Raw genomic sequence first — 18,054 nt, 5'->3', positions numbered from 1 at the left:
GGTACTGCACTCGACAGGGTGTGGGAGAGTAGGACACTGCCGGAACATCTTTGCGAAAGGCCCTCCAACTTCGGTTGGAGGGCCTTTTTGCGTTTCCGGAAACCCTCGGGGACCACTATGTCCGATTCCTGTGTGGGCCAGGTCACCCTGGAGTATGTTGTCGAGAACAACATTCGCTCCAGCTCAACCGCCCACAGGCGGTGGTTCCACGAAAGGCCCACGCTCATGCGTCAGGGGATCTTCGGCATCGCGGCCGTCTCGATCGCACTTCTCACTTCGCTCACCGCCTGCGGCGACGACACTTCGAACTCCTCGGGAGGGGGCGGCGCCAAGATCGGCGTCATCCTGCCCGACAGCAAGACCTCGGCGCGGTGGGAGACGGCGGATCGCAAGTACCTCCAGCAGGCGTTCGACGCCGCGGGGATCAAGGCCGACATCCAGAATGCCCAGGGCGACAAGAACGCCTTCCAGACGATCGCCGATCAGATGATCACCAACGGCGCCTCGGTGCTGATGATCACCAACCTCGACAGCGGCACCGGCAAGGCCGTCATTCAGAAGGCAAAAGCGCAGGGCGTCACCGTGATCGACTACGACCGGCTGACTCTCGGCGGCGGTGCGCCGTATTACGTGTCGTTCGACAACGTGAAGGTCGGACAGCTCATGGGCGACGGCCTCGCGAAGTGCTTGGCCGACAAACAGGCGGCCAAGCCGGTGGTCGCCTACCTCAACGGCGGCCCGACCGACAACAACGCCGCCCTGTTCAAGAGCGGTTACGACGGCGCGCTGAAGCCGAAGTTCGACGCGGGCGAATATGTGAAGGGCCCCGATCAGGCTGTTCCGGAATGGGACAACACCAAGGCGGGCACCATCTTCGAACAGATGCTCACCGGCACGCCGAACCTCGGCGGCACCGTCGCGGCCAACGACGGGCTGGCCAACGCGGCCATCGCAGTGCTGAAGAAGCAGAAGCTGAACGGGCAGATCCCGGTGACAGGTCAGGACGCCACGGTCCAGGGTCTGCAGAACGTCCTGGCCGGTGATCAGTGCATGACCGTGTACAAGGCGATCAAGCTCGAGGCCGCCGCCGGCGCGAAGCTGGCGATCGCGCTGGCCAACGGGGAGAAGGGCGAGGCGCCGAGCACTGTCGACGATCCCGAGGCGAAGTCGAAGGTGCCCGCGGTGCTGCTCGAGCCGAAGGCGATCTTCAAGGACAACGTGAACGACGTCGTGGCGGACGGCTTCGTCGACAAGGCCGAGCTGTGCACCGGTGAGTTCACCAAGCTCTGCGCGGACAACGGCGTCCGCTGATGACCGACACCCCGCTCATCGAATTGCGCGGATTAGAGAAGAGTTTCGGCCCGGTCCATGTCCTGCACGATATCGACTTCTCCGCCTACCGCGGTGAGGTGACGGCCCTCGTCGGCGACAACGGCGCAGGCAAGTCGACCCTGGTCAAATGCATCGGCGGCACCCATGCGATCGATGCGGGCGAAGTGCTGTTCGACGGTGAGCCGGTGCAGATCGGCAATCCGCGAGACGCGGCCGAACTGGGGATCGAGATCGTCTACCAGGATCTCGCGCTCTGCGACAACCTCGACATCGTGCAGAACATGTTCCTCGGCCGGGAGAAGAAGCACGGCCTCGTGCTCGACGAATACGGCATGGAGGAGCTCGCGGGTGCGACCCTGGCCGGGCTGTCGGTGCGCACGGTGAAGTCCGTGCGTCAGAAGGTGGCCAGCCTGTCCGGCGGACAACGCCAGACCGTCGCCATCGCCAAGGCCGTGCTGTGGAACAGCAAGGTGGTGATTCTGGACGAGCCGACCGCGGCGCTCGGCGTCGCCCAGACTCAGCAGGTTCTCGAACTGGTGCGCCGCCTGGCCGACAAAGGTCTTGCGGTGGTGCTCATCTCGCACAACATGAACGACGTCTTCGCGGTGTCGGATCGGATCGCGGCGCTGTACCTGGGCCGGATGGCCGCACAGGTACAGACCGCCGACGTGACGCATTCGCAGGTCGTCGAACTGATCACCTCTGGCCGCAGCGGGAGTCTCGGAATCGGAGTGCAGGCATGAGCGCGGTTGTCACGGACAAGGCCACCGAGCCTGCCGCACCGGTGACCGAGTTGGTCACCGGCTATGTCGCGCGGATTCGTGGCGGCAACATGGGCGCCTTGCCCTCGGTTATCGCCCTGGTCGTGCTGTCGGTCGTCTTCTGGATCGCGCGGCCGGTGTTCATGACCCAGGGCAATATCGCGAACCTGCTCACCCAGGGCGCCGCCATCGCGGTGATCGCCATGGGCTTGATCTTCGTGCTGCTGCTCGGGGAGATCGATCTGTCGGCCGGCTTCACCAGCGGTGTGTGTGCCGCGGTGCTCGCGGTCCTGCTCACCGACAAGGGCTGGCCCTGGTACGCGGCGGTGCTCGTCTCGTTGCTCACCGGTGTGGTGATCGGGCTGACCATCGGCGCGATCGTGGTGAAGATCGGGGTGCCGTCGTTCGTCGTGACGCTGGCCGCGTTCCTGGCGCTGCAGGGCGTGGCACTGAAGATCATGGACAACGGCCGCAACATCTCCATCCACGACGAGACGATCCTGGCGATCGCCAACAAGAATGTGCCGCCGCTGCTCGGCTGGGTCATGTACCTGGTGCTGGTGGGTGGGTTCTCGTTGGTGCAGTACCGAAAGTTGCGAGCGCGCACCACGCTGGGGCTGACCGGCGAGACGGCACCGGTGGTCGCGTTGCGGATCGCCACGGTCGCGGTGGTCGCGGGGATAGCGGTGCTGGTGCTCAACGACGAGCGCAGTCGCAACCCGGAGGTCAACTCGCTGCAGGGCATGCCGATCGTGGTGCCGATCATCATCGCGCTGTTGCTGCTGTGGACCTTCGTGCTCAATCGCACCTCGTTCGGCAGGCATGTCTACGCGGTCGGCGGCAGCGTGGAAGCGGCTCGGCGCGCGGGCATTCCGGTCGACCGGATCAAGATCAGCGCCTTCGTGCTGTGCTCGACGATGGCCGCCGTCGGCGGTTTGATCGCGGCCTCGCGGGCCAACTCGGTCGATCCGAACACCGGCGGTTCCGATGTTCTGCTCACCGCAGTCGGTGCGGCGGTGATCGGTGGGACCAGCTTGTTCGGTGGTCGTGGCCGGATGCTCGATGCGGTACTCGGTGCCGCGGTGGTCGCGGTGATCAACAACGGGATGGGCCTGATGGGCTACAGCGCGGGCACGAAATTCGTTGTGACAGGATTTGTCCTGCTGCTCGCGGCGGGGGTGGACGCGCTGTCGCGCAAGCGTTCGCTGCCAGGAAGTTGACCATCGACCGGGAAGGCTGGGCCGGATGAGGGCTGCACCCGCCCCGGACGAGATCCGAACACGTAATCTCGCCGTGCTGTTGCGCCACGTCCATCTGAGCGGGCCGGTCTCGCGGGCGGAGCTGGCCGAGCGAATGGGCCTGAACCGCAGCACAATTCTGGCGCTGACCACCGATCTGGCCGCTGCCGGGCTGGTGAGTGAGCAACTGCCACGCCAGACCGGGAAGGCCGGTCGGCCGTCGCTGGTGGTGCGGCCGGAGTCGGAGCGGGTATTCGTGCTCGCGCTGGACGTCGGCGCGGATCGGCTCGCGGTAGCGCGGGTCGGTCTGGGCGGTGTGATTCTCGACCGGCGTGAAACGCCGCGTGAGAGTGCGGCTTTCGATCCCGACGAAGTGATCGAATCCCTGGCGGTGCTGGCCGAGACGATGATCGACACGGCAGGACGCGACAGTGTCTGCGTGGGTGTGGGTCTCGCGTTCTGCGGGATGGTTCGGCAGGGCGACGGTGTGGTGCGGTACGGGCCGAACATCGGCTGGGTGGATGTGCCGGTGGGCGCGAAACTGTCCGAGCGGCTCGGTGTTCGGGTCGTGGTCGGCAACAACGCGAATCTGGGAGCGCTCGCCGAGCGTGAGCGGGGTGTCGGTGCGGGGGTGTCGGAACTGATCTACCTGCACGGTGAGGTCGGCATCGGTGGTGGCGTCATCATGGGTGGTGAGTTGCTCGGTGGTGAGGGCGGCTACGGCGGCGAGGTCGGGCACATGATCGTCAACCCCGGCGGGCGGACGTGCCGGTGTGGTTCACGTGGGTGCCTGGAGGCCGAATCGGGGGAGCTGGCGTTGATCGCGCTGGCGGGGCGGGCCGACCTCACCGGCCGGGCGGCGGTCGAGGCGATCGTCGACGCGGCGGCTCGCGGTGACGCGGCCGCCCGCGACGCGTTGCACCAGGTCGGGGACTGGCTCGGCTACGGGGTGGCCAATCTCGTCAATATCTTCAACCCGACGATGGTCGTGTTCGGTGGTGTCCTGCGCGAGATCTACCTCGCTTCGGCCGCGCAGGTCCGCAGCCGGTTGGCGGAGAACGGACTACTCGCCGTGCGCGAACGCGTTCGTCTGCGAACCTCCGCGCTGGCCGACGACGCGCCGCTGATCGGGGCCGCGGAACTGGCGTTCGCCGACGTGCTGACCGACCCACTCCAGACACTGGCGCGTAGCTCCGGCAGGTGATCGATCGGCGCCGGTCTCGCGACTATCGTGAAGGAATGGCGACCACAAGGATCGGCACGCAGATCAATGCGCCGCGCTCGACCGTCTACCGCCTGATGTTGGACGCCGACGCGGTCGCGGCCTGGATGCCCCCGCCCGGGATAACGGCCGAAGTGCATCGGTTCGAGCCGAAAGAGGGCGGATCGTTCTCGATCACCCTCACCTATGACGAGCCGACGGCCACGGGTGAGACGCGGCCGCCGCACCGCGACGCCTGTTTCGGGACGTTCCGTACGTTGGTACCGGATGAGCAGATCATCGAGGTGCTGGAATTCGTCACCGAGATCCCGGACATGACCGGTGCGCAAACCGTGACGTTCACCCTGACCGACGCCGACGGCGGCACCTACCTCGACACGGTGCACGAGGGGGTTCCGCCGGGGCTGAGCTCCGCCGACAACGAAAGGACCTGGCACCAGTCGTTGGCGAAACTGACCGCGCTGGCCGAGCGGGAATCGCGCGACTGACCGCAGACCCACGCGGAGTCGTGCCCTTCAAATCATAGAAACGCTAATGGTGTTCGGGGGCGATCGTGGTTGCTTGAATTCGTCTATGTACCGACCGAACACCTCTCGACCCGGCCTGCGTGGCCGCGCCACCGCCGCACTCCTCGCGATGGCAACCGTTGCGACGCTCGGCCTGACCGGCTGCGCGCAAGGCAACAACACACCGGTCGGCACCCCCGACGCGCCACTGCCCACCGAGGTTCCACCGGGGACCACGCTCGTCGTCGCCGATCAGTCGGAACGTCTGCAATCGGCGCTGCGGCTGTCCGGTGAGCTGGACAAGCTGCCGTTCAAGATCGAGTTCGCGAACTTCGTCGGCGGCCCGGCCATTCTCGAGGCGTTCCGGGCAGGCGCGGCCGACGTCGGTCAGGTCGGCGATGTGCCGCCGATCCACGCACTGGCCGCCGGCCAGGACGTCCCGATCATCGGCTCCTACCAGACCAACCCTCAGGCGCTGAAACTCGCTGTCGCGCCGGGCCGTTCGATCAGCAAGCTCGCGGATCTGAAGGGCAAGAAGATCGCCTACGCCGAGGGCACCGCCCAGCAGGCGGCGGTGCTGAAGGCGCTCACCAAGGCGGGTCTGAAGCCCACCGATGTGGAGCTGGTCCGGCTGCAGCTGGCCGAGTTCCCTGACGCGGTCCGCACCGCTCAGGTCGACGTCGCGCCGCTGATCGAACCCAACGTGACCCGGTTCCTCCGCACCGAGGGCGCCTCGCTGATCCCGGACTCGGAGACCACGGGTATCTACAGCGGCCTCGCCTACCTGTACGCGCGCCGGGCGGTGGTCCAGGATCCGGCGAAGGCCGCCGCGACCCGTGCTCTGGTCGGCGCGTTCGTGCGGGCCTGGCAGTGGACCAACACCCACCGCGAGGAATGGGCCACCCGCTACTACGTCGGAAGCCAGAAGGTCAGCGCCGACGATGCCAAGCGGATCGTCGAATCGCTGGGCACCTACACCTTCCCGCACTTGGACCAGCAGTTGATCGCTCGGCAGCAGACCACCATCGACGCGATCGACGCCGTGGGCGAGCTGCCCAAGAAGATCAAGGCCGTCGACGGTTTCGACCTGCGCTTCGACGCCGCGGTCACCGAGGCGGTCACTGCCAGCGGGGCCGCGTTCGCACCGGCGGTGAGCTGATGGCCACCATCGATGCCGGGGCGCTGCGCAAGCTCAGGACCAGCACGGCCCCGGTCGAGGCACTCGCCCCACGCGGGCGAGGCCGGCGCAGACTGGGACCCGGCAAGCCGATCCCGTTCGGCTTCGCCCTCGGTCCGGTTCTGCTCATCGGTACCTGGGTTATCGGCTCCGCGATCGGGGCCATCGACCCGGAGACCCTGCCCGCGCCGTGGACCGTTGCGCAGACAGCGGGCGAGCTGATCGCCGACGGACGATTGCAGTCCAATCTGCTGACCTCGTTGCAGCGCGCCGTGATCGGCCTCGTTCTCGGTGTGGCGATCGGCGTGGTGCTCGCGCTGGTCGCGGGGCTGAGCCGGATCGGTGAGGCGGTGGTCGACGGTCCCGTGCAGATCAAGCGGGCGATCCCGACGCTGGCACTGATCCCGCTGTTCATCGTCTGGTTCGGGATCGGCGAGCAGATGAAGCTGATCGTGATCACCACCAGCGTGCTCATTCCGATCTACATCAATACCCACGCCTACCTGCGCAGTGTCGACGCGCGCTATGTGGAACTGGCCGAGACGGTCGGGCTGTCGCGGTGGGGATTCCTGCGTCGCATCGCGTTGCCGGGCTCGTTGCCGGGCTTCTTCCTCGGACTGCGGCTGGCGGTGACCATTTCCTGGTTGGCGCTGGTGGTGGTCGAACAGGTCAACGCGACCAGCGGCATCGGCTACCTGATGACCCAGGCGCGCACCTACGGCCAGATCGACGTGATCGTCGTCGGTCTGGTGATCTACGGGCTGCTCGGACTGTTCGGTGATCTCGCCGTGCGGGCAACGGAACGAAAGGTGCTGGCATGGCGACAGACACTGGGCGACTGAGCTCCGACGAGCGGGTCGTCGTACGCACCCGCGCCCTGACCCGTGGCTTCGGCGAGCGAATCGTCTTGAACGGCATCGACATCGAGATCCGGCGTGGCGAGTTCGTCGCGCTGCTCGGGCGCAGTGGTTCCGGCAAGAGCACGCTGCTGCGGGCACTGGCCGAACTCGATTCCGACGTGCCCGGATCCGGTGACCTGACGGTGCCGACGCAGCGCGCGGTGGTGTTCCAGGATTCGCGGCTGCTGCCATGGGCGCGGGTACTCGACAATGTGGTGCTCGGGCTGACCGGCCGCGACGCGCAGCAACGCGGGCGCTCCGCACTGGCCGAAGTCGGGTTGGCCGGGCGGGAAAAGGCTTGGCCACGTGAGCTTTCCGGCGGTGAACAGCAGCGGGTGGCGTTGGCCAGGTCGCTGGTGCGCGAGCCGGAACTGCTCCTGGCCGACGAACCGTTCGGCGCGCTCGACGCGCTGACCCGGATTCGGATGCACGCCCTGTTGCAGGCGCTGTGCGAGCGGCACCGGCCCGCCGTGCTGCTGGTGACCCACGATGTGGACGAGGCCGTGCTGCTCGCCGATCGGGTACTGGTCCTCGACGAGGGCCGGATCACGATCGACCAACGCATCGAGACCCCGCGCCCGCGCAGACACGCGCACCCGGAGTTCGTCCGGCTGCGCGAGGTGCTGCTGACCGGGCTCGGCGTCGACACAACAGATTCAGAGAAAGTGAAACAGGCCTCATGAGTGCACCGCGTCAACTGAGTCTGAACGCGTTCATCTACCCGTCCGGGCATCATGAGGCTGCCTGGCGGCATCCCGACAGCAGGCCCGACCGCATCTACGACGTCTCCTACTACCAGGAGATCGGGCGCACCGCGGAGGCGGCGAAGCTCGATGCGGTGTTCTTCGCCGACGGTCCCGCCCTGCGCACCGATGTTCGTCACAATGCCGCGCCCGGCCTGGAGCCGATCACGCTGCTCACCGCGATCGCCGCGGCGACAACACACCTGGGCCTGATCGCGACCGCGTCCACCACCTACTACGAGCCCTACAACCTGGCGCGGCTGTTCTCCTCGCTCGACCACATCTCCGGAGGACGCGCGGGCTGGAACATCGTCACCACCGGCACCGATCTCGCCGCGGCCAACTTCGGGCTCGAACGCCACCCGGACCACGCCGAACGTTATGCCCGCGCACGGGAATTCGTCGACGCGGTGGTCGGGCTGTGGGACAGCTGGGAGGACGACGCGATCGTGCTCGACCGCGCCGCCGGTGTGTACGCCGATCCGGACAAGATCCATCCGATCGATTTTGTCGGCGAACATCTCAGTGTGCGTGGGCCGTTCAACTCGGCGCGGACACCGCAGGGCCGTCCGGTGCTGGTGCAGGCCGGTGCGTCGAACGAGGGCCGTGCCTTCGCGGGCAAGTACGCGGAGGCGATCTTCACGGCCCATCAGCGACTGTCGGACGCGCAGTCCTTCTACGCCGATATCAAGTCCAAGGCCACCGAGTTCGGCCGTACCGCCGACGAGGTGAAGATCCTGCCCGGGATCAGCCCGTTCATCGCCGACACCGAGGCCGCGGCACTGCGTTTGGAACGTGAGTTCAACGAGCTGACGGTGCCCGAATACGGGCTCAAGCAGCTGGAATCGATCACCGGCACCTCGCTGCGGACCCTCGAGCTCGACGAGCTGGTGCCCGTGGAAGTGTTCGCGGGGGCGGGCGATGTCACCGACAACGCGCGCAGCAGATTGCAGGTGGTGGCGGGGATCGTCGAGCGGGAACGACCGACTTTGCGTGGGCTGCTGCACCGGCTGGCCGGCGCGCGCGGGCACCGGGTGTTCGCGGGAACGCCCGAGCAAGTGGCCGACACCATCGAAGAGTGGTTCACCCAGGGTGCGGCGGACGGCTTCAACGTGATGCCGCCGTACTACCCCGGTGGGCTCGAGGTATTCGCCGAAACGGTGGTGCCGATCCTGCAGGAGCGCGGGCTGTTCCGCACCGAATACACCGGGACCACGTTGCGCGACCACTTCGGGCTCGCGCGCCCGGAAAGCAAGTTCGCCCGCAGTGCCGCACTAGCCGGATGACGGCGGGCTGTAGTAGCCGGCCCGGCACCCGCCGGTCGGTGGTGGCGCCGTGACTCAGCTGCGATCCATGGCGCTGGCGGTGTTCGTTCCCTCCGCCATCTACGGAATCGGTTCGGGCGCAGCGGCTCCCATGCTACCGCTGCACGCACTCGAACTCGGCGCGTCGGTCGGCACCGCGGGCGTGGTCGTCGCCATGATGGGCTTCGGGCTCATTCTCGGCGATCTGCCCGCGGGCTGGCTGGTGGCGCGCACGGGGGAGCGCAAGGCGATCGCGCTCGGTTCCTTCACCTGCGCGCTGGGCCTGCTCGTGGCCATCCTCGCGCCGAACATCGCCGTGTTCGCGGTCGGGCTGCTGATCAACGGCGCCTCGGGGGCGGTGTGGGGGCTGGCCAGACAGACCTACATCGTGGCCGTGGTGCCGAGTGCTGATCGGGGACGGGCCTTTTCGGCGCTGGCCGGGTGGATGCGGTTCGGGTTCTTCGCCGGGCCCTTCCTCGGCGCGGGCGCGGTGCACTGGCTCGGCCCGGTCGGCGGGCTGTGGATCCAGCTCGTCGCCATGCTCGTCGCGGGTGCGCTGGTGTTCGCCATGCCCGAGACCGAAGGTTCGCCGACAGTGGTGAGCGACAACACGATTCGCTCCGTGGTGGTCGAACATCGCAGGCTGCTCAGCACGCTCGGACTCGGCGCCCTGCTGATGGGAGCGGCACGGGCGGCCCGGCAATCGCTGCTGCCGTTGTGGGCGGTGCACATCGGCGCCGACGCGGCGATCACCAGCATCGTGTTCGGTATCGCGGGCGCGGTGGACGTGCTGATGTCGTATCCGGCCGGAATCTGGCTGGATCGATACGGTCGCAAGGCGATCGGCGTTCCCGCGATGATCGCCTTCGCGGCGGGATACGCCGCGCTGCCGTTCGCGGGGTCGGTGGCCGGGCTGACCGCGGTCGCCGTGCTGCTCGGCTTCGCCAACGGGTTGAGCAACGGCGTGATCATGACCGTCGGCGCCGATGTGGCGCCGCCCGGTCAGCGCGCGGAGTTCCTCGGTGCCTGGCGGCTCACCCACGACATCGGGATGTTCGCGGGCCCGATCGCGGTCGGCGCCATCAGCGCGGTGACGGTGCTGGGCGCGGCGGCGGGAGCGCTCGCGGTGGCGGGGCTCGGCGGAGCGGCCGCGATGTATCGCTGGTTCCCCGGACGCCCGGTCGTCGCGGTGGTGGTGCCGAGGAAGCCTGCCGCGAGTCCGAACGAAACCAGGGAATCGGTGGAGAGCAGTTGACGATGCCGCCGGCGGCATCAGGAAAGCCTAGGGCCAGGCGGCGTCGCGTCCGGTGAGGCCGAGGATGCGGTCGATCAGCGGGGCGGTGGCCGCGACAAGTACCTCGGGGCCGGTAGATATCCATCTCACGGCCCCGATCGGCGGTGTCGTCGTAGGTGTCGCGCAGCAGGTCGTCGTCCCAGTGGGGCGTGCTGCCGCTCGCGCGAGCGAGGTCCCAGCCGTGGACGTCCGGGCGTCGGTAGTGCACCGAGGTGGCTACCGCGGCGCGGTGCTCGCGACGGCGGCCGGAAGCGTTCGGATTCGACCGCCCCTACAGTGGAAGTATGTCGTCATTCGATCGGCATCCGTCCACCGTCGCGGACTTCGACGATGCGCGTCGGCGGGATCGGTTGCGTGAAACCAGGCTGGGACACGGGTGGCGCGGTTGGCGCCGGACCAGGCTGGCGGTGCTGCGAATTCTCGGGGTGCTGCTGGTCGCGATGATCGTGTTCGGGCAGTACTGGGTGCACGATGTGGCTCCCGAACGCGATCGGCTGGCACAGACCACGCCGGAGTTGCTGCCCGCGAATCTGCCTGCGGACGCGCGGGATTGGGATACCGCGGTCGTCGATATGGTGGGGCTCGGGGGAGTCAACGCGGCACCGACCGCCAAGGCACTGCCCGCGCTCAGTCGCCTCGGGGTGGTGTGGGCGGTGCGCTACGACAACGCGGGTATCGACACCAAGGTGATCGCCGAGATGATCGTGCGGGCCGCGCGGTACGGCAATGTGCGCAATATCGTGCTGGTCGGTCACAGCATGGGCGGGATCATCGCACTCGAGGTGGCGCGCCATATCCACCTGGGCAGCGACCGGCGATTGGTGGCCGTTGTGCTGGACTGCACGCCGATGGATCTGGACGCGGTCCGCCCGGAGAGTCGCAGTCGCGGTGCCGATCTGGTGCGGTGGGTGGGCTGGTTGCCCGGGGCGAGGGAGAGCAGGCTCCTGCGCTTCGTGGTCGAGATGTCGGCTCGGCGTGAACGTTTCGCGCAGCGGGACGGACTGTTCTTCGATATCGACTTCCGCGCCATGGGTCAGGCGGCCTCGGAGGTATTGCGCGACAAGATCTTCTCTCGTGATGCCGCCAGCAACGGGTTGATCGAGGCGCAGTTCCTGGCGATCGTGGCCGGCGGCGGCACGGCGGATCTGCGGGCGCTCGGCAAACCGAATCCGGACAAGCGAAACCCGGCGATCGTGTTCATCCGGCCCCGCGAGGCGTCGCGCGATGACGTGGTGGACGTGGAGTATTCGCACAGGGTGCTGATCGAACAGTCCGGCGGCGTCAACGGCACCCTGTCGGTGGTGCGGCCGACTCGGACCGAGCACGCGAATCCGATTCAGCGACCGGGTGAATACAACGAGGTCATCGAAACGCAGGTACTGCCGTTCGTGCGGCGCTACCAGGAAGCCAATCGCAACGACCCGCCCTGATCAGCGCACCCGGGTCCCGAGGATGGTGCGCACGCCCGCGATGAACAGCTGCAAGCCGAAGTCGAAGCGCGCGGTGGGGTCGGGGGTGTCGAGCAACGGTGTGTTGTCCTCGGGCAGCGCGCCGACGGAGTCCATCTGCATGCGCGACTGCTCGTCGACGGTCTGGCCGAGCACGTAGTAGAGCAGGGTGTAGGCCGTGAGATCGGCTTCCTCCCTGGTCATCCCGGCACGGATCACGATGCCCGCCAGGCGTTCACGTGCCTTGCTGGTGGTCAGGCGCGAGGCGTAGGTGGCCGAGACCAGTTCGGCGCCGTCGCGATAGGCGAGCAGGCAGTCGCGCAGTCGATGCGCCAGCTCGGTGAGCTGCGCGGGCCATTCGGCGGCTGCGATCGGCTCGTCCATCGGGGCGAGAATCCGGTCGGCCACCGCGCCGAGCAGGGTCTGCTTGTCCTTGACGTGCCAGTACAACGCCCCCGGCTGCACCTGCAGCGAGCCCGCGAGCCGGCGCATCGTCAGATCGGCGAGCCCGTACTGATCGAGAATCGCGACGGCGGCATCGACCACATCCGTCTTCCGCAGTTGCACGCGCGTCCTTCCGACGATTTTCCGACCCGAGTGTCGTGGTTCACTCGTAGCCGCTACCCTATCCTGAACACCGTTCAAGTTGCACGGCCACGCCGGGTGGACCACACCCACGGCACGTGCGCACACCCCCGTCGAAGGGACATCACGTCGTGACGCAGGCACCCGTCCAGACCGATATTCTGGCTATCGCCCGTGAGCAGGTGCTCGAGCGCGGCGAGGGCCTCACCGAGCAGCAGGCCGTCGAGGTGCTGCGCCTGGGTGACGAACACCTGGAAGCGCTGCTCGAGCTCGCCCACGACGTGCGGATGAAGTGGTGTGGCCCCGAGGTCGAGGTCGAGGGCATCATCAGCCTCAAGACCGGCGGCTGCCCCGAGGACTGCCACTTCTGCTCGCAGTCGGGCCTGTTCCAGTCGCCCGTGCGCGCGGCCTGGCTCGACATTCCCAGCCTGGTCGAGGCGGCCAAGCAGACCGCCAAGACCGGCGCCACCGAGTTCTGCATCGTCGCCGCGGTGCGCGGCCCCGACGAGCGCCTGATGGCGCAGGTCGCCGCCGGTGTGGAGGCCATCCGCAACGAGGTGGACATCCAGGTCGCGTGCTCGCTGGGCATGCTCAACCAGGAACAGGTCGACCAGCTCGCCGCGATGGGCGTGCACCGCTACAACCACAACCTCGAGACCGCCAAGTCGCACTTCCCCAAGGTGGTCACCACCCACTCCTACGAGGAGCGCTTCGAAACCCTGCGGATGGTGCGCGAAGCGGGCATGGAGGTGTGCTGCGGCGGCATCCTCGGCATGGGCGAGACCATCGAGCAGCGCGCCGAGTTCGCCGCGCAGCTGGCGTCGCTGAACCCCGACGAGGTCCCGTTGAACTTCCTCAACCCGCGACCCGGCACCCCGTTCGGTGACCTGGAGGTGCTGCCCGCCGCCGACGCGCTGCGCGCGATCGCCACGTTCCGGCTCGCGATGCCGCGCACCATCCTGCGTTTCGCCGGTGGTCGCGAAATCACCCTCGGCGACCTGGGCGCCAAGCAGGGCATGCTCGGCGGCATCAACGCCGTCATCGTCGGCAACTACCTCACCACCCTCGGCCGTCCCGCCGAGTCCGACCTCGATCTGCTCGGTGAGCTGAGCATGCCGATCAAGGCGCTCAACGAAACCCTGTAAAACGCTGTGTACGATCGAGTATCGACCCAGGTCGGCAGGGATGACGCGACCGTCGAGTCACACTTCACGGAGGCGGTAACCGCATTGGACGAGCGCTACAACCCGTTCACCGGCAAGCGGATCGTGGCCGGGATCGACGATGTCACGCCCGCGTCGGCGACGCTCGGTCTCGAACCACCGCGATTCTGCGAGCAGTGCGGACGCCGGATGATCGTGCAGATCAGCCCGGATGGCTGGTGGGCCAAGTGCTCACGGCACGGCGTCATCGAATCGGCACAGTTGGAACGCCGGTAGTGCTCGGTCGCGGGGAGCGCCCCGAGGTGTTGCGGCGCGAGATCGTCGGCGTCGGCATCGTCATGGCCGTGGTGCTGGTGGCGAGTGCGGCGGCCGGGGTGGTGTGGGGTCTGCTCGCACCGACCGAGCGGTTGCGGGTGACTCAGCCGGGGCGCGCCGCGGTGCTCACCGGCGAGAGTCTGCACCTGTTCGACGCGGTCGCGATGTTCCTGTGCTTCGGCGCGGTGGTCGCGGTGCTGAGTGCGGTCGGGGCGTGGCGGGTGCGGACCACGCGCGGGCCCGCGCTCGTGCTCGGCATGCTGCTCGCCTCGGGGCTGGGCGCTGTGCTGATGATGTGGATCGGGGAATGGGTTGCGGGCGTGCGTCATCCGCGTCCCGGCGATCCGGCGATCGGCCAGATCGTCGCGCTGCCGGCGGAAGTCGGGACCGATCTCGCACTGCTGATCCAGCCGTTCCTGGCCGCCCTGGTGTTGTTGTTCCTCGCCGCGTTGCACCCGGCCGTCGATCTCCATTCCGGCGCGGCCGGGCTGCTCGGCGATTTACGTCCGGCCGATTTCGGCGACGAGTCCGACGACTACCGCCTGCCCTACGGTGCCGAACAGTATCGGCCGAGCGGCGATTTCGATCCGAGTTCGCAACCACGCGGCTGAGCGGCCATCAAGCGATACCATTTTCGCATAACAGCAGGTAGATGCCTGGCTGTCGTGTGAGAGGAACGGTCGTGGGATTCATCGGTGGTGGTCCGGTTGTCGAGGAACTGGACGCGAAATTCTGGCGGCTCACCGAACCGCTCACCTACCAGGCCGCGGTCGAAACCTTCACGGTGCCTACCGGATTCCGCACCGACTTCGCCTCGGTGCCGCGCGCGCTGGTGTGGCTGATCCCGCGTTACGGTGTCTACACCAGAGCCGCGATCCTGCACGACTACCTGTGCCGCACAGGCGAAGTCGGCCCCGCCGACGCCGACGGAATATTCCGGCGCAGCCTGCGCGAGGCCGGGGTTTCGGTACCGCGACGCTGGATGATGTGGACGGCGGTCCGCCTCGGTAGCCGGCTTCGTGGGGCGCGTGCGGTCGATGTGCTCGGGTGGTCGCTGATCGCGGTGCCTTCCGTGGTCTTTCTCGTGATCCCGGTGCTGGTGGTCACCGCCGCGCTACTGGTGTTCTGGGTGGTCGAGCTCGGGTTCTGGGCAGTGGGGCGGATCACCCGCCACACTGCGGCGCCGCCGCCGCAACCGCAGATGAAGACCGCCTGATCGCGCATCTCACCCGTAATGGGGGAGGTGGCGGCGCCTTCGCGTGGTTAGCGTTCGGCGCATGTCCGAGCCGAGCACCGACACCGCGCCCCCGGCCCCGCCCGTCGAATGGTCGATTCCGCGCGGTCTGATCGTGCTGCTGTCGCTCGGCGCGGGAGTGGTCACCATCGGCGGCCTGAAGGCCTTCTCCGGCATCATCGGACCGGTCTTCCTTGCCCTCATGTTGACCATCGCGGTGCAACCGATCCAGAGTTGGGCGCGCCGCAAGGGCTGGCCTGCCTGGCTCGGTATGGCCGCGGCACTGGTGGCGGTGGTCGGGATTCTGTTCGGCATCGGTGGGGCACTGGCGCTGTCGGCGGTGCAGCTGGCCTCGCTGCTGCCCGAATATGCCGACAAGCTCAACGAATTGCTCGACCATGGGCGCGCCTGGCTGTCGGATCTCGGGGTGAGCTCCGACCAGATCCACAAGGCGCTCAGCGGCATCGACGTGGGTAAGGCCGCGAGTGTCATCGAGGAGCTGGTCGGCGGGGTGCTCGGAGTCTTCTCGAATCTGTTCTTCGTCGTGGCGCTGCTGCTGTTCATGGCCGTCGACGGGATGACGATGGACCGCCGGCTGGCGATCGTGGCTCGCGAGCGGCCCGCGATCGCACAGGCACTGGACGATTTCGTCACCGGAACGCGCAAATACCTCATCGTGTCCACGGTGTTCGGTGCCATCGTGGCCGTGATCGACGGTGGGGCACTGTGGTTGATGGGGGTACCGCTGCCGATCCTGTGGGCGCTGCTGTCGTTCATCACCAACTACATCCCGAACGTCGGGTTCGTTATCGGCGTCATCCCGCCCGCGCTGCTGGCCCTGCTCGACAGCGGTCCGGTGCTGATGATCTGGGTGATCGTGGTCTATTCGGTGATCAACTTCGTGATCCAGTCGATCATTCAGCCCAAGTTCGTCGGTGACGCCGTGGGCCTCGGAGTCACCATCACGTTCCTGTCGCTGGTGTTCTGGGCGTGGGTGATCGGGGCGCTCGGCGCGCTGCTGGCGATTCCGCTGACGCTGCTGGTGAAGGCGCTGCTGTTCGACATCGACCCGACAACGCGATGGGCGGATGTGCTGATCGGTGCGCCGATCGACCAGAAACCCGCGCCGCGCAAGGAATCCGGCAAGCCGACCGGGGCCCGGACAGCGGTGGACAAGGAATAGCGGGCGCCGCGGATCGGTTCACCGAAAACCAGTGGAACGCGGTCGGACCCGCTCCCTATCCTGGCAGCATCGTATTTTCGGGGGAGGACCTTGACCATGAAGACCGCAGCCGGGCAATCCACTGAGCCGCCCGCCGAGCGACCCGATCTGGTCGCCTGGCGCCGCCGCCACGCCCTGCGCAGCTCGTCCGCTGCCACCGCGGTGCCCAGCGGGCGCGCTTACCGCCGCTCGCCGAAGCATCGCGATCGCCGCCACGATTCGTGACGCCGCCGGGCCTACTGTGATGCTGTCCGGGTCAGCACCACCAGCGGTAGCGGCTTGTCGACCTTGGCCTGATATTCGGCCAGCAAGGAGTTCTCCGCCAGTGCCCATGCCGCGAACTCGTCGTAGCGCTCGCCGGTGAGTACGTCGGCCGTCGCCGCGAACTTCTCGCCGCCCAGTTCGATCGTCACCCGTGGGTCGGCCTTGGCGTTGTGATACCAGGCCGGGTACCGATCCTCGATGAACGAGCTCACATACATCAGGTCACCGCGATACAGCGCGCCGAGCGGAACCACATGCGGCTTACCGCTTTTGGCGCCCGTCGTCGTCAGCAACAGCAGGGTGGCGCCCGCGTAGTCGCCCCCGACCCGACCCTGGTTCTCCCGGAACTCCGTGATGACCCCGTCGTTCCAGCCCGCCATCTCCTCCTCGGAGAACTCCTTGTTCCAGGGAGCATCCGGGTCGTCATAGGAAGTGGTCTGCTTCGCGTCCGTCGCGTCGTTGTCCATGCTCGCAGTGTGGCATCGGCCACCGACAACTTTCGGCCGTCGACCGACTGCCACCGCTACGTGGTCTGCACGGTGATCCGGCGCGGTGTGAGAACTTCGGTCACGTCGGGGGACGGAGGGCGGCGAACTCGTCGGTTACTCGCAGGCCGGAGTCGGTGAAGCGGTAGAGCGCCGCGGGACGGCCGCCTGCCCGGCCGGACGGGGCGGTGTCGCCGGTGGGGGTGATCACCTTGCGGCGGGTGAGGACTCGCTGGAGATTGGTGGTGTCCACGTCGTATCCGAGTGCGGCGCAATAGATTTCGCGCAGGGTCGACATGGTGAAAGTGTCGGGGGCCAGGGCGTAGGCGATGTTGGTGTAGGAGAGTTTGGCGGCCAGGCGGGTGCGGGCGTGGTCGACGACGGTGCGATGGTCGAAGGACATGTCGGGCAGATTCGAGACCGGGTGCCAGGTGGTGTCGGACGGGAGTTCGGGTTCGGTGGTGAGGGGGACCAGGCCGAGGTAGGCCGAGGCGATGCGGCGCGGGGCGGGGACGCGGTCGGGATTGCTGAACACTGACACCTGCTCGAGGTGGTGCAGGTCGCGCACGTCGACCTTCTCGGCGAGCTGACGCCGGGCGGAGGTGTCGAGGTCCTCGTCGTCGCGCAGGCGGCCGCCGGGTAGTGACCACGTGCCTTTCTGTGGATCGAGCGCGCGTTCCCACAGCAGAACCGCCAACTCCGGGTGCTTGGCGCCTCTACCTGCGGAAATGCTCGATGGGAAGCGGCGAACCTGGAACACCGCGGTGAGCGATTCGTGGATGGTGTTACTATGGGGCACGTTTTCGATTGTAAGTCGAAAACCTGGTTTGGTGCGAATCGCGGCGATGGAGCCGCTCGCACG

20 protein-coding genes are annotated in these 18,054 nt (G+C 67.4%); 17 read left to right on the top strand and 3 right to left on the bottom strand.

From position 1 onward, the window contains the following. Positions 1-225 precede the first annotated feature (225 nt). The 11 genes from ACFVVI_RS34205 to ACFVVI_RS34155 all read left to right on the top strand — a co-directional run bounded on the left by ACFVVI_RS34205 (position 226) and on the right by ACFVVI_RS34155 (position 11,906). The gene (locus ACFVVI_RS34205; RefSeq protein WP_387448963.1) at positions 226-1,311 is read left to right on the top strand and encodes a sugar ABC transporter substrate-binding protein; all 1,086 of its coding nucleotides are present in this window, start codon (positions 226-228) and stop codon (positions 1,309-1,311) included. Further along, on the top strand, positions 1,311-2,075 hold the full coding sequence (locus tag ACFVVI_RS34200; protein WP_387448961.1) for an ATP-binding cassette domain-containing protein: 765 nt from the start codon (positions 1,311-1,313) through the stop codon (positions 2,073-2,075). The genes ACFVVI_RS34205 and ACFVVI_RS34200 overlap by 1 nt, the downstream gene beginning before the upstream one ends. Next, positions 2,072-3,313: a sugar ABC transporter permease gene (locus ACFVVI_RS34195; protein WP_379312036.1), complete on the top strand. Its 1,242-nt coding sequence runs from the start codon at positions 2,072-2,074 to the stop codon at positions 3,311-3,313. The genes ACFVVI_RS34200 and ACFVVI_RS34195 overlap by 4 nt, the downstream gene beginning before the upstream one ends. A gap of 25 nt (positions 3,314-3,338) precedes the next feature. Beyond that, positions 3,339-4,535, top strand: coding sequence for an ROK family protein (locus tag ACFVVI_RS34190; RefSeq protein ID WP_387448957.1), 1,197 nt, complete (start codon positions 3,339-3,341; stop codon positions 4,533-4,535). Between the two features lie 35 nt (positions 4,536-4,570). Beyond that, the gene (locus tag ACFVVI_RS34185) at positions 4,571-5,041 is read left to right on the top strand and encodes an SRPBCC domain-containing protein (RefSeq protein ID WP_378995790.1); all 471 of its coding nucleotides are present in this window, start codon (positions 4,571-4,573) and stop codon (positions 5,039-5,041) included. Between the two features lie 85 nt (positions 5,042-5,126). Then, a complete protein-coding gene (locus tag ACFVVI_RS34180; RefSeq protein WP_379312033.1) occupies positions 5,127-6,218 on the top strand; it encodes an ABC transporter substrate-binding protein in 1,092 nt (363 codons plus the stop codon). Then, positions 6,218-7,078: an ABC transporter permease gene (locus ACFVVI_RS34175; RefSeq protein ID WP_387448952.1), complete on the top strand. Its 861-nt coding sequence runs from the start codon at positions 6,218-6,220 to the stop codon at positions 7,076-7,078. Before ACFVVI_RS34180 ends, ACFVVI_RS34175 begins: the two co-directional genes overlap by 1 nt. Beyond that, entirely contained in the window at positions 7,054-7,818 is a 765-nt protein-coding gene (locus ACFVVI_RS34170; protein WP_378995784.1) for an ABC transporter ATP-binding protein, read from the top strand. The genes ACFVVI_RS34175 and ACFVVI_RS34170 overlap by 25 nt, the downstream gene beginning before the upstream one ends. After that, positions 7,815-9,164, top strand: a complete 1,350-nt coding sequence (locus tag ACFVVI_RS34165; protein WP_378995781.1) for an LLM class flavin-dependent oxidoreductase — start codon at positions 7,815-7,817, stop codon at positions 9,162-9,164. The genes ACFVVI_RS34170 and ACFVVI_RS34165 overlap by 4 nt, the downstream gene beginning before the upstream one ends. A gap of 49 nt (positions 9,165-9,213) precedes the next feature. After that, the gene (locus tag ACFVVI_RS34160; protein WP_387448948.1) at positions 9,214-10,437 is read left to right on the top strand and encodes an MFS transporter; all 1,224 of its coding nucleotides are present in this window, start codon (positions 9,214-9,216) and stop codon (positions 10,435-10,437) included. A 323-nt stretch (positions 10,438-10,760) separates the two neighbouring features. Continuing rightward, complete coding sequence (locus ACFVVI_RS34155; RefSeq protein ID WP_387448945.1) at positions 10,761-11,906, top strand: alpha/beta fold hydrolase; 1,146 nt, start codon at positions 10,761-10,763, stop codon at positions 11,904-11,906. Here ACFVVI_RS34155 and ACFVVI_RS34150 read toward each other — a convergent pair whose 3' ends face one another. Then, a complete protein-coding gene (locus ACFVVI_RS34150; RefSeq protein WP_379312027.1) occupies positions 11,907-12,491 on the bottom strand; it encodes a TetR/AcrR family transcriptional regulator C-terminal domain-containing protein in 585 nt (194 codons plus the stop codon). Between the two features lie 149 nt (positions 12,492-12,640). Here ACFVVI_RS34150 and bioB point away from each other — a divergent pair, with 149 nt between their 5' ends. From bioB to ACFVVI_RS34120, 6 genes are all read left to right on the top strand, one after another. Further along, entirely contained in the window at positions 12,641-13,654 is a 1,014-nt protein-coding gene (bioB, locus tag ACFVVI_RS34145) for a biotin synthase BioB (RefSeq protein WP_378637307.1), read from the top strand. Positions 13,655-13,738: 84 nt separating this feature from the next. Beyond that, positions 13,739-13,948: a hypothetical protein gene (locus ACFVVI_RS34140; RefSeq protein ID WP_378637366.1), complete on the top strand. Its 210-nt coding sequence runs from the start codon at positions 13,739-13,741 to the stop codon at positions 13,946-13,948. After that, entirely contained in the window at positions 13,948-14,598 is a 651-nt protein-coding gene (locus ACFVVI_RS34135; RefSeq protein WP_378995775.1) for a DUF2567 domain-containing protein, read from the top strand. Before ACFVVI_RS34140 ends, ACFVVI_RS34135 begins: the two co-directional genes overlap by 1 nt. Positions 14,599-14,669: 71 nt before the next feature. Next, complete coding sequence (locus tag ACFVVI_RS34130; RefSeq protein ID WP_378995773.1) at positions 14,670-15,203, top strand: DUF1353 domain-containing protein; 534 nt, start codon at positions 14,670-14,672, stop codon at positions 15,201-15,203. A 61-nt stretch (positions 15,204-15,264) separates the two neighbouring features. Then, on the top strand, positions 15,265-16,404 hold the full coding sequence (locus tag ACFVVI_RS34125; protein ID WP_379312024.1) for an AI-2E family transporter: 1,140 nt from the start codon (positions 15,265-15,267) through the stop codon (positions 16,402-16,404). 96 nt (positions 16,405-16,500) lie between these two features. After that, positions 16,501-16,668 carry a hypothetical protein gene (locus ACFVVI_RS34120; protein ID WP_358072375.1) on the top strand — a complete coding sequence of 56 codons (168 nt, stop codon included), beginning with the start codon at positions 16,501-16,503 and terminating at the stop codon, positions 16,666-16,668. 11 nt (positions 16,669-16,679) lie between these two features. Here the strand turns inward: ACFVVI_RS34120 and ACFVVI_RS34115 are convergent, their stop codons facing one another. After that, positions 16,680-17,174 carry a nitroreductase/quinone reductase family protein gene (locus tag ACFVVI_RS34115; protein WP_387448939.1) on the bottom strand — a complete coding sequence of 165 codons (495 nt, stop codon included), beginning with the start codon at positions 17,172-17,174 and terminating at the stop codon, positions 16,680-16,682. Between the two features lie 100 nt (positions 17,175-17,274). Further along, a complete protein-coding gene (locus ACFVVI_RS34110; protein WP_378995765.1) occupies positions 17,275-17,991 on the bottom strand; it encodes an NUDIX domain-containing protein in 717 nt (238 codons plus the stop codon). Positions 17,992-18,054: the final 63 nt, after the last annotated feature.

The organism is Nocardia sp. NPDC058114 (genome assembly GCF_042884695.1).
Lineage (GTDB): Bacteria > Actinomycetota > Actinomycetes > Mycobacteriales > Mycobacteriaceae > Nocardia.
The sequence above is the reverse complement of the archived record's forward strand: the minus strand, read 5'-3'. Positions and strand labels throughout refer to the sequence as shown.